Source organism: Pseudomonas sp. ATCC PTA-122608 (genome assembly GCF_001952855.1).
Lineage (GTDB): Bacteria > Pseudomonadota > Gammaproteobacteria > Pseudomonadales > Pseudomonadaceae > Aquipseudomonas.
This window is the reverse complement of the sequence record NZ_LPNO01000046.1, coordinates 353,163-364,469: the sequence shown is the minus strand read 5'-3', so window position 1 is coordinate 364,469 and position 11,307 is coordinate 353,163. Positions and strand designations below refer to the sequence as shown.

General features: G+C 62.4%; 7 protein-coding genes and 1 pseudogene. 6 read left to right on the top strand and 2 right to left on the bottom strand.

Annotated elements, in window-relative coordinates; genetic code table 11:
- Positions 1–210: pseudogene (locus AU074_RS34265) on the top strand (IS3 family transposase); the annotation flags it as partial.
- Positions 211–1,040: 830 nt separating this feature from the next.
- Here AU074_RS34265 and AU074_RS27590 read toward each other — a convergent pair.
- Together AU074_RS27590 and pap are read right to left on the bottom strand one after the other, a co-directional pair.
- Positions 1,041–2,225 carry a thiolase family protein gene (locus tag AU074_RS27590; RefSeq protein WP_076017413.1) on the bottom strand — a complete coding sequence of 395 codons (1,185 nt, stop codon included), beginning with the start codon at positions 2,223–2,225 and terminating at the stop codon, positions 1,041–1,043.
- A gap of 102 nt (positions 2,226–2,327) precedes the next feature.
- Positions 2,328–3,845 (bottom strand): polyphosphate:AMP phosphotransferase, encoded by a 1,518-nt coding sequence (gene pap / locus AU074_RS27585; protein ID WP_076017412.1) that lies wholly within the window; start codon positions 3,843–3,845, stop codon positions 2,328–2,330.
- A gap of 153 nt (positions 3,846–3,998) precedes the next feature.
- Between pap and mnmC the strand changes: the two genes are divergently transcribed.
- The 5 genes from mnmC (at position 3,999) to AU074_RS27560 (ending at position 11,306) form a co-directional block, all read left to right on the top strand.
- Complete coding sequence (gene mnmC, locus AU074_RS27580) at positions 3,999–5,987, top strand: bifunctional tRNA (5-methylaminomethyl-2-thiouridine)(34)-methyltransferase MnmD/FAD-dependent 5-carboxymethylaminomethyl-2-thiouridine(34) oxidoreductase MnmC (RefSeq protein ID WP_076017411.1); 1,989 nt, start codon at positions 3,999–4,001, stop codon at positions 5,985–5,987.
- Between the two features lie 153 nt (positions 5,988–6,140).
- Positions 6,141–7,913 (top strand): N-acetylglutaminylglutamine amidotransferase, encoded by a 1,773-nt coding sequence (locus tag AU074_RS27575; protein WP_076017410.1) that lies wholly within the window; start codon positions 6,141–6,143, stop codon positions 7,911–7,913.
- A gap of 3 nt (positions 7,914–7,916) precedes the next feature.
- Positions 7,917–9,662: an N-acetylglutaminylglutamine synthetase gene (gene ngg, locus AU074_RS27570; RefSeq protein ID WP_076017409.1), complete on the top strand. Its 1,746-nt coding sequence runs from the start codon at positions 7,917–7,919 to the stop codon at positions 9,660–9,662.
- A 172-nt stretch (positions 9,663–9,834) separates the two neighbouring features.
- Complete coding sequence (locus tag AU074_RS27565) at positions 9,835–11,019, top strand: osmoprotectant NAGGN system M42 family peptidase (protein WP_003216760.1); 1,185 nt, start codon at positions 9,835–9,837, stop codon at positions 11,017–11,019.
- A 59-nt stretch (positions 11,020–11,078) separates the two neighbouring features.
- Positions 11,079–11,306 carry a YheU family protein gene (locus AU074_RS27560; RefSeq protein ID WP_003192759.1) on the top strand — a complete coding sequence of 76 codons (228 nt, stop codon included), beginning with the start codon at positions 11,079–11,081 and terminating at the stop codon, positions 11,304–11,306.
- Position 11,307 lies beyond the last annotated feature (1 nt).

Genomic DNA, 11,307 nt, shown 5'->3' with positions numbered 1-11,307 from the left:
CACCGCCATAGCGCCTTGAAGTACGTGACGCCGGACGAGCGCCACGAGGGTAAGGCGCTGGCCTTGCTGCTAGCCCGCAAGGATCTGTACGAGTCCGCTAAAGCGGCTAATCCCAGCCGCTGGAGCGGGAACACACGTAACTGGCAGCTTGCAGAAGCTGTTTATCTGAACCCGGAGCGACCGGATGCTAGGGCCGCAATGGCTTGCTAAAACAGTAGTAAGGCGACAGATACATTGACACGTACCGAAGAGCCCAAAAGTAACCAAAAGGCTCTTGCCCCACCACTCGGCACCTCGCTTGGGCTCGGTGTGCCCTCACTCCGGCTTTGGACCGTGGGCCGCCGTCATGGGCCATCCTTGGCCCAGGACGGCTAACCTGGCGTCCTGCCAGGTTACCCACGCTCCAAAGCCTGCGTTCGGCCAGCGTGGTTTAACGGGGCGCCTAAGATCAAGATCAAAAGCAGATCAAGAGCACAGCGGCCTACAGGCCGGCTTGAGTGTGGTGAAGCAACAGCAACAGCAACAGCAACAGCAACAGCAAAATCAGAATCTAAAGCGGGCACGGTCCAAATGTGGGAGCGGGCTTGCTCGCGAAGGTCGTTAACGATGACGTGGGTATTCTGGATGAACGCGGCGGTCTCAGGTTCTTCGCGAGCAAGCCCGCTCCCACAGAAAAGCAGCCCTGCTTTCGCTCTCGATCTTGCCTCTGCTTCTAACACTCAAGCCGGCCGGGAGGCCGCTGTGCTCTTGCTTTTGATCTGCTTTTGATTTTGATCTGACTGCCCCATTCAGCCCGAGGCCGAACGCAGGTATTGCGGAGCGGGTAAACCGGCAGGACGCCGGTTTAGCCGCGCCGGGCCATGGATGGCCCGTCGCGGCGGCCCGCGGAGCAATGCCGGAGTGAGGGAACGCCGAGCCCTAGCGAGGTGCCGACAGGCGGGGCAGAGCGTTTTGGTTACTTTTGCGCTTTTCAAAAGTGACCCGCTGTAAGAGCGGAACCATAGGCAGCCGTTACCTAAATAACGGATATGCCCCCCAACCTACCGCACCGCCTCAAACAACCCAGTAGCCCCCATCCCACCCCCAACGCACATGGTAACGATGCCGTAACGCAACTTCCGCCGCTGCAACTCACGCACCAGGTGCCCCACCTGCCGCGACCCCGTCATCCCAAACGGGTGACCAATGGAAATCGACCCACCGTTGACGTTGTACTTGGCATTATCAATTTCCAGCCGATTACGCGCATACAGACACTGCGAAGCAAACGCCTCATTCAGCTCCCACAAATCAATATCCGCCACCGTCAGCCCCCGAGCCTTGAGCAACTTGGGCACCGAAATCACCGGCCCAATCCCCATCTCATCCGGCTCACACCCCGCCACCGTAAACCCACGGAAAAACGCCTTCGGCTTCAGCCCCAATTCCAGGGCCTTCTCCAGGCTCATCACCAGTGTCATGGAAGCCCCATCAGACAACTGCGACGAATTCCCCGCCGTCACCGACCCATCCTCGGCAAACACCGGCTTCAACCCCGCAAGACTGGCCAAGGTAGTATCCGGACGATTGCAATCATCACGGTCCACTACCCCATCCAACACCTGCACCGCCCCGGTGTTCTTGTCCTCAACCTTGTACTTCACCGCCATCGGCACAATTTCATCATCGAACAACCCGTCAGCCTGGGCCTGGGCCGTACGCTGCTGGCTTTGCAGCGCATACAAATCCTGCTCTTCACGACTCACGTGATACCGCCGCGCAACAATTTCCGCGGTCTGCCCCATGGGAAAATAGATGCCCGGCACCTGCTCCTTGAGCAACGGATTGATCAGGTTATCGGTGTTCACGCTTTTCATGGTCAAACTGATGGACTCAACCCCGCCGGCCACAATGATGTCGCTGCAACCGGAAGCAATCTGGTTGGCCGCAATGGCGATCGCCTGCAAGCCCGAGGAACAGAAACGGTTGAGGGTCATGCCCGCCGTACCGGTGCCCAGTTGCGACAACACCGCCACGTTACGGCCGATGTTGTAACCCTGGGCACCTTCGTTGGAGCCGGCACCGACGATGCAATCCTCGACCGTGGCCGGGTCGATGCCGTTGCGGGTCAGCAGCGCGTTGACGCAATGGGCAGCCATGTCATCGGGACGGGTCTGGTTGAACTTGCCGCGAAAGGACTTGGCCAGACCGGTTCGCACGCTGTCGACGATCACTACTTCACGCATGGGCTACCTCTATTGTTGGGGTTGTTGAGAGATGGACCGAGCATAGATCCCGCCCTCTTCAACCGCGACAATCATTCATCCCGCGTATGCAAAAGCATGGCGCTACTTCTTCTTGCCCTTCTTGTCATGCTTGTCTGTCTTGTCGAACGCTTCCTCCAGCGCCCGGTTGATGGTGCGCAACACCTTCACCCGCGCCCAGCGCTTGTCATTCGCCTCGACCAGCGTCCACGGGGCGATCTCGGTGCTGGTGCGGTCCACCATGTCACCCACCGCCGCCCGGTAGTCGTCCCACTTGTCGCGGTTGCGCCAGTCGTCCTCGGTGATCTTGAAGCGTTTGAACGGGATTTCCTCGCGGGCCTGGAACCGCTCCAACTGCGTCTGCTTGTCGATCGCCAGCCAGAACTTGACCACGATCACCCCGGCATCCCGCAGTTGCTCTTCAAAGTCGTTGATCTCGCCGTAGGCACGCATCCAGTCCGTCGGCGTGCAGAAGCCTTCGATGCGTTCCACCAGCACCCGGCCGTACCAGGAGCGGTCGAACACGGTGAACATGCCCCGCGCCGGAATTTTCTGCCAGAAACGCCACAGGTAAGGCTGGGCGCGTTCGTCCTCGCTGGGCGCGGCAATCGGTACGATGTGGTACTGCCGGGGATCGAGGGCTGCCGCCACGCGGCGGATCGCACCGCCCTTGCCCGCCGCGTCGTTGCCTTCGAATACCGTCACCAACGCGTGCTTGCGCATGCGCTTGTCACGCATCAGCCCGGAGAACCGCGCCTGCTCGGTAATCAGTTGTTCTTCGTAATCGTCCTTTTCAAGGCTCAGGCTCATGTCCAGGCTGTTCAGCAGGCTCATCTGGTCAACCGCCGACGGCAGCGGCGCCGGGTTCATGCCGCTGGTTTTAGCCTTGGACACTTTCAACGCATTTTGCAGGCCTTCCAGCAGGATCTTGCCAACGGTCAGCCCACGGTAATGCGCATCGACACCTTCGATCACGTACCACGGCGCATAGTCACGGCTGGTGCGGCGCAGGATCCGCTCACCGAAATGCACGAACTTGTCGTAGGTCTTTGACTGCTGCCAGTCCAACGGACTGATGCGCCAGCTGTGCAGTGGGTCGTCCTGCAAGGCCTTGAGGCGGGATTTCATTTGCTTCTTGGAGAGGTGAAACCAGAACTTGAAGATCAGCGCGCCTTCGTCACACAGCATCTTTTCCAGGCGCTCGGCACCGGCGATGGCCTGGTCGAGCCGCGCATCCTTGATCTCGCCGTGGACGCGACTCTGCAGCATCTGGCTGTACCAGTTGCCAAAAAAGACCCCCATGCGACCTTTCGCCGGCAGCTGGCGCCAGTAGCGCCAGGCCGGCGGGCGGGCCAGTTCTTCGTCGGTCTGCTGGTCGAAGGTGCGTACTTCGATCAGGCGCGGGTCCATCCACTCATTCAGCAGTTTGACGGTTTCGCCCTTGCCGGCGCCTTCGATGCCATTGATCAGGATGATCACCGGGAAGCGCTTCTGCTGCTGCAGTTCGTACTGCACTTCCAGCAGCGCTTCGCGCAAGGCCGGCACTTCGGCGTCGTAGGTTTCTTTGTCGATGGCGTGACCGATTTCGGCAGATTCGAACATGGGCGGCTCCGTTCCAGAATGAGGCAAGACTAGCGGATTGGACGGTGCTGCGCCGGAGGAAATTCCACACCCGATTGTCATGGATCAATGACAACCCTGTTGATCAGCTAGAATGGCCGCCTTGCCTTTGCCTGCCGTATTTATGAGCCGCCCATGAACCCCGTATCCCACGCCCAGCTCGACTGGGATGACCAAGGTCGCCCGCACTCGCGGGTGTTCGACGACGTGTACTTCTCCGACAAGTCGGGCCTTGAAGAAACCCGCTATGTGTTCCTCGAGCAGAACCGTTTGCAGGAACGTTTTGCTGCGCTGCCGGTGGGTGGGCGGTTGGTGATTGGTGAGACCGGCTTCGGCACCGGGTTGAATTTCCTGTGCGCCTGGCAGTTGTTCGAACAACACGCGGTGCCGGGCGCGCGCCTGCATTTTGTCAGCGTGGAAAAGTACCCGCTGAGCCACGCCGACCTGCAACGTGCCCTCGCCCTCTGGCCGGAACTTGCAGCATTCGCCGAACAACTATTGGCGCAGTACATCGCGATCCATCAGGGTTTTCAGCGGCTGGTGCTGGATAACGGTCGCGTCACCCTGACGCTGTTGATCGGCGATGCACTGGAGCAATTGCCCCAGCTGGACGCACAAATTGACGCCTGGTTCCTCGACGGTTTTGCCCCGGCCAAAAACCCCGATATGTGGACCGCCGAACTGTTCGCTGAACTGGCACGGCTGGCGGCGCCGGGCTCGACCATCAGCACCTTTACCAGCACCGGCTGGGTGCGCAGGTTGATCAATGCAGCCGGGTTCAAGATGAAGCGCACCCCGGGCATCGGCCACAAATGGGAAATCCTGCGGGGTGAGTTTCTCGGTTGGCCCACTGAAACGCCCGCACCGGCCGCGGCAAAACCCTGGTTTGCGCGCCCGCCTGCCGTCGCCGGTGAACGCCACGCCCTCGTCATCGGCGGTGGCCTGGCCGGTTGCGCCACGGCAGCCAGCCTGGCGGCACGCGGCTGGCGCGTCAGCTTGCTGGAACGCCACGCAGCGCTCGCCCAGGAAGCCTCCGGCAACCCGCAAGGGGTGTTGTACCTCAAGCTTTCAGCCCACGGCACAGCACTTTCGCAGTTGATTCTCAGCGGCTTCAGCCATACGCGGCGCCTGCTGGAGCATCTGCAACGTGGCGTGGACTGGGATGGCTGCGGCGTGCTGCAACTGGCCTTCAATGCCAAGGAGGCCGAGCGCCAGGCACAGTTGGCCAGTGCTTTTGCGCCGGAGTTGTTGCACGTGCTGGATCAACAACAGGCCCAGGCGCGAGCCGGGATAACCCTGGAGCACGGGGGCTTGTTCTTCCCCGAGGGCGGCTGGGTACACCCGCCCGCGCTGTGCCAGTGGCAAGCCAGGCATCCGCTGATCGAGGTGCTGCAGCACCATGACGCCCTTGAGCTCAAACAGGTGGACGGTGAGTGGCAGGCGCTGCAGGGCGATACGGTTCTGGCGCAAGCCAGTGTGGTGGTGCTGGCCGGTGCCGCCGAGATCAAGCGGTTTTCCTTCAGCGCTGACCTCCCCCTCAAACGCATCCGCGGGCAAATCACCCGGCTGCCGCAAACGGCGCAAAGCCAGGCGTTGGCCACGGTGGTGTGCGCCGAGGGTTACGTCGCCCCGCCACGCCTGGGCGAGCATACCCTCGGCGCCAGTTTTGACTTCAAGAGCGACGACCTTACGCCCACCGTGGCCGAGCACGTGGGCAACCTCGAGATGCTGCGGGAAATCTCCCCCGACCTGCTGCAACGCCTGGGCGCCGACAGCCTGGCACCCGAACAGCTCGAAGGCCGCGCCGCGTTCCGCTGCACCAGCCCGGACTACTTGCCGATCGTCGGGCCGCTGGCGGAACGCGAGACGTTTGATCACACCTACGCCGCCCTCAGCAAAGACGCCCGGCACATCCCCGATGCACCGTGCCCGTGGCTGCACGGCCTATATATCAACAGTGGCCATGGCTCACGCGGGCTGGTCACCGCGCCCCTCTGCGCAGAGCTGCTGGCCGCCTGGCTGGACGATGAGCCGCTGCCGCTGCCGCGCAGTGTCAGCGAAGCCTGCCACCCCAATCGCTTCGCGCTGCGCGCTCTGATTCGCGGCAACCCAAGCAAATCCTGAGGGCCAAGACGGGCCCACAGCCCGTCAAGGCTCATTGCCTTATAACGTATTGTTCTAAAACTCCCACAATTTACCCGGGTCAGTCTCTGGGTACCCGCTGTTTTGGCGGCTGCATTTCTATCCCTCCCCAACGGAAAAACCGGTAAGGAATTTATGTGCGGATTAGCTGGAGAGTTACGTTTCGATCACCAACCTGCCGACCTGGCAGCGGTGGAACGAATCACCCATCACCTGGCGCCACGCGGTCCTGACGCGTGGGGCTTCCATGCCCAAGGGCCGATTGCCCTGGGCCATCGACGCCTGAAAATCATGGACCTGTCGGACGGCTCTGCCCAACCGATGGTCGACGCCCAACTGGGCCTGTCCCTAGCGTTCAACGGTGCGATCTATAACTTCCCGGAATTGCGTGAAGAGCTGGAAGCCCTGGGCTACGCCTTCTATTCCGGTGGTGACACCGAAGTGCTGCTCAAGGGCTACCACGCCTGGGGCGAAGCCTTGCTGCCCAAGCTCAACGGGATGTTCGCCTTCGCGATCTGGGAGCGCGATGCCCAGCGCCTGTTTATCGCGCGTGACCGCCTCGGGGTGAAGCCGCTGTACCTGTCGCGCACCGGCCAGCGCCTGCGTTTTGCTTCGGCATTGCCGGCGCTGCTCAAGGGCGGCGATATCAACCCGATCCTCGATCCGGTGGCCCTCAATCACTACCTGAATTTCCACGCCGTGGTGCCTGCGCCGCGCACCTTGCTGGCGGGCATTGAAAAACTGCCGCCCGCGTCGTGGATGCGCATCGACGCCGATGGCAAGACTGAACAGAAAACCTGGTGGACCCTGCCCTACGGCCCTCACGCCGATGAAGCCAACCTGACGCTCGAAGACTGGACCGACCGGGTGCTCGACAGCACCCGCGAAGCCGTGGCGATTCGTCAGCGTGCGGCAGTGGATGTGGGCGTGCTGCTTTCCGGCGGTGTCGATTCCAGCATGCTGGTGGGCCTGTTGCGGGAAGTCGGCGTGCAAGACCTGTCGACCTTCTCCATCGGCTTTGAAGACGCCGGTGGCGAGCGCGGCGATGAGTTCCAGTATTCGGACTTGATCGCCAAGCATTACGGCACCCGACACCACCAACTGCGTATCGCCGAAAGCGAAATCATCGAGCAGTTGCCGGCCGCGTTCCGCGCCATGAGCGAGCCGATGGTCAGCCATGACTGCATCGCCTTCTACCTGCTGTCCCGGGAAGTCGCCAAGCACTGCAAAGTGGTGCAGAGCGGCCAGGGCGCGGACGAGTTGTTCGCCGGCTACCACTGGTACCCGCAAGTGGACGGCGCCAGCGATCCGTATGCCGCGTACCGCGATGCGTTCTTCGACCGCAGCTACGACGACTACGCCGCCACGGTCGCGCCGAAATGGCTGACCGCCAATGACGCCGCCGGTGACTTCGTGCGTGAGCATTTCGCCCAGCCCGGCGCCGATGCCGCAGTGGACAAAGCCTTGCGCCTGGACAGCACCGTGATGCTGGTGGATGACCCGGTCAAGCGCGTCGACAATATGACCATGGCCTGGGGCCTGGAAGCGCGTACACCGTTTCTCGACTATCGCCTGGTAGAACTGTCGGCCCGCGTGCCCGGCAAATTCAAACTGCCGGACGGCGGCAAGCAAGTGCTCAAGGAAGCCGCGCGCCGGGTGATCCCGAGCGAAGTCATCGACCGCAAGAAAGGCTATTTCCCGGTGCCCGGCCTCAAGCATTTGCAGGGTGACACCTTGAACTGGGTGCGCGACCTGTTGCTGGACCCGAGCCAGGATCGCGGCCTGTTCAACCCGGCGATGCTCGACCGCCTGCTCACCGATCCCCAAGGCCAATTGACCCCGTTGCGCGGCTCCAAGCTGTGGCAACTGGCGGCGCTGAACCTGTGGCTCAGCGAACAAGGAATCTGATTCATGAAACCTCATGCCACGGCTTACAGCCAACGCTTGCTGCGGGGCCAGGCGCCCTCCTACGAGCGCCTGCAAGCCCGCTTAGCCGAAGACGGCAGCGCACTGGACCCCACGCCGATTGCCGTGCATTGCGGTTGGGGCCGGCTGCTGATCGGCCACACGTTCCCGGACCCGGCGAGCCTCGCCCTGGAGTTGCTCAACGAGCAACCCGGCGAACGGGATATCGCGTTGTATGTGGCAGCGCCACAACAGATCCTCGGGATTGATCCACAGCAGTTGTTTCTCGACCCGTCCGACACCTTGCGCCTGTGGTTCACCGACTATCGTCCGGCGACCCGGGTGTTTCGCGGCTTTCGGATTCGCCGGGTGCAGAGCGAGACAGACTGGCAAGCGGTGAACCAGCTGTATCAGGGGCGCGGCATGTTGCCGGTGGACCAGGCACTGCTGACGCCACGTCATCAAGGCGGCCCGGTGTATTGGCTGGCCGAGGATGAAGACAGCGGCGCGGTGATCGGCAGCGTGATGGGCCTGAACCACCACAAAGCCTTCAACGACCCGGAGAACGGCTGCAGCCTCTGGTGTCTGGCAGTGGACCCGCAATGCACCCGCCCCGGCGTGGGTGAAGTGCTGGTGCGCCACTTGATCGAACATTTCATGAGCCGTGGCCTGAGCTACCTCGACCTGTCGGTGCTGCACGACAACCGCCAGGCGAAAAGTCTCTACGCCAAGCTCGGCTTTCGCGCGCTGACCACCTTTGCCATCAAGCGCAAGAACGGCATCAACCAGCCGCTGTTCCTCGGCCCCGGCCCGCAAGCGGAGTTCAATCCCTATGCGCGGATCATCGTCGAGGAAGCTCATCGGCGCGGGATCGACGTGCAGGTGGACGACGCCGAAGCCGGGCTGTTCACCTTGAGCCACGGTGGCCGCCGGGTGCGCTGCCGCGAATCCCTCAGCGACCTGACCAGCGCCATCAGCATGACGTTGTGCCAGGACAAGAGCCTGACCCACAAGGTGCTCAAGGCCGCTGGCTTGAGGCTGCCGGAGCAGCAGTTGGCCGGCAGTGCCGATGATAATCTGGAGTTTCTCGACGAGCACCAGCGCATCGTGGTCAAGCCGCTGGACGGCGAGCAAGGCCAGGGCGTGGCGGTGGATTTGCAGAGCATCGAGGACGTGCAAAAAGCCATTGAAGCGGCCCGTCAGTTCGACACGCGTGTATTGCTGGAAAGCTTCCACGAAGGCCTCGACCTGCGGATTCTGGTGATCGGTTTTGAAGTGGTCGCCGCCGCGATTCGCCGCCCGGCGGAAGTCACCGGCGATGGTCAGCACTCCATTGGCGCGTTGATCGAGGCCCAGAGCCGTCGGCGCCAGGCCGCCACCGATGGCGAAAGCAAAATCCCCCTTGACCAGGAAACCCAGCGCACCCTAAAGGCCGCCGGCTACGACTACAGCAGCATCCTGCCCCGAGGCGAACGTCTGGCGGTGCGGCGTACCGCCAACCTGCACACCGGTGGTTGCCTGGAAGACGTGACCGCCATCCTCCACCCGACCCTGGTGGACGCCGCCGTACGCGCCGCCCGGGCCCTGGACATCCCCATGGTGGGCCTGGACCTGATGGTGCCGGCCGCCGACCAACCGGACTACGTCTTTATCGAAGCCAACGAACGGGCCGGGCTGGCCAACCATGAACCGCAGCCGACGGCTGAAAAGTTCGTGGACCTGCTGTTTCCCCATAGCCAACCGACGGCTTGAGAGATGTGTTGCCTTGACTGGCGCTTTCGCGAGCAAGCCCGCTCCCACATTTGGAATGCGTTCCAATGTGGGAGCCGGGCTTGCCCGCGATGGGGTCGGAACAGTCGATGACTCTCTAGCCAATGGCCCACTCATCGAAACCATCGATGCCCTCAACTCATCAGGAGTTTCCATGACCCGAACCATCCCCGAACCGGATCTCGCTTACCTGCAAAAAGTGCTGCTGGAAATGCTCGCCATCCCCAGCCCCACCGGGTTTACCGACACCATCGTGCGCTACGTTGCCGAGCGCCTTGAAGAGCTGGGCATTCCGTTTGAAATGACCCGGCGCGGCACCATCCGCGCCACCCTCAAGGGCCAGAAAAACAGCCCCGACCGCGCCGTTTCCGCGCACCTGGACACCATCGGCGCCGCCGTACGGGCAATCAAGGACAACGGCCGCCTGACCCTGGCGCCGGTGGGCTGCTGGTCCAGCCGCTTTGCCGAAGGCAGCCGCGTCAGCCTGTTTACCGATAACGGCGTGATCCGTGGCAGCGTGTTGCCGTTGATGGCCTCCGGTCACGCGTTCAATACCGCCGTGGATGAAATGCCCATCAGCTGGGACCACATCGAGCTGCGCCTGGACGCCTACTGCGCCACCCGTGCCGATTGCGATTCCCTGGGCATCAGCGTCGGCGATTTCGTCGCCTTCGACCCGCTGCCAGAGTTCACCGAGAGCGGGCATATCAGCGCCCGTCACCTGGACGATAAAGCCGGGGTTGCCGCACTGCTGGCGGCGCTCAAGGCGATTGTCGACAGCGGTCAACCGTTGCTGATCGACTGCCACCCGCTGTTCACCATCACCGAAGAAACCGGCAGTGGTGCGGCCGCGGCCTTGCCGTGGGATGTGAGTGAGTTCGTCGGTATCGACATCGCACCGGTGGCCCACGAGCAGCACTCCAGCGAGCACGCGGTGAGTGTGGCGATGCAGGATTCCGGCGGGCCGTATGACTATCACCTGTCCCGCCACCTGCTGCGCCTGGCGGCGGAAAATGAGTTGCCGGTGCGCCGTGACCTGTTTCGCTATTACTTCAGCGATGCGCATTCGGCGGTGACCGCCGGCCATGACATTCGCACCGCGCTGCTGGCGTTTGGGTGCGACGCCACCCACGGCTACGAGCGCACGCACATCGACAGCCTCGCCGCGCTGAGTCGCCTGCTGGGCGCGTACATCCTCAGCCCGCCAGTGTTCGCCAGCGATGCACAACCGGCCAAAGGTTCCCTCGACCGGTTCAGTCACCAGATCGAACACGACACGCAAATGGAGAGCGATACCCGCGTGCCGTCGGTGGACAGCCTGGTGGGTCAAAAAACCTGAGACTGGCAACTGGGATCCCGGCGCAGTAGCATCGCCGGGATTCCTTAGCCGAGGCTTGTATGCTGATTCCCTACGATGCACTTGAAGTCGATACCCTGACCCGCCTCATCGAAGACTTCGTGACCCGCGACGGCACCGACAATGGTGACGACACGCCCCTGGAAACCCGGGTGCTGCGGGTACGCCAGGCACTGACCAAGGGCCAGGCGCTGATTGTCTTCGACCCCGAGAGCGAGCAGTGCCAGCTGATGCTCAAGCACGATGTGCCCAAGCACCTGTTCGACTGAC

Coding starts and splice junctions, on each gene's coding strand:
- AU074_RS27590 (WP_076017413.1), bottom strand. CDS start 2,225: ATGCGTGAAGTAGTGATCGTCGACAGCGTGCGAACCGGTCTGGCCAAG.
- AU074_RS27575 (WP_076017410.1), top strand. CDS start 6,141: ATGTGCGGATTAGCTGGAGAGTTACGTTTCGATCACCAACCTGCCGAC.
- AU074_RS27560 (WP_003192759.1), top strand. CDS start 11,079: ATGCTGATTCCCTACGATGCACTTGAAGTCGATACCCTGACCCGCCTC.
- mnmC (WP_076017411.1), top strand. CDS start 3,999: ATGAACCCCGTATCCCACGCCCAGCTCGACTGGGATGACCAAGGTCGC.
- ngg (WP_076017409.1), top strand. CDS start 7,917: ATGAAACCTCATGCCACGGCTTACAGCCAACGCTTGCTGCGGGGCCAG.
- pap (WP_076017412.1), bottom strand. CDS start 3,845: ATGTTCGAATCTGCCGAAATCGGTCACGCCATCGACAAAGAAACCTAC.
- AU074_RS27565 (WP_003216760.1), top strand. CDS start 9,835: ATGACCCGAACCATCCCCGAACCGGATCTCGCTTACCTGCAAAAAGTG.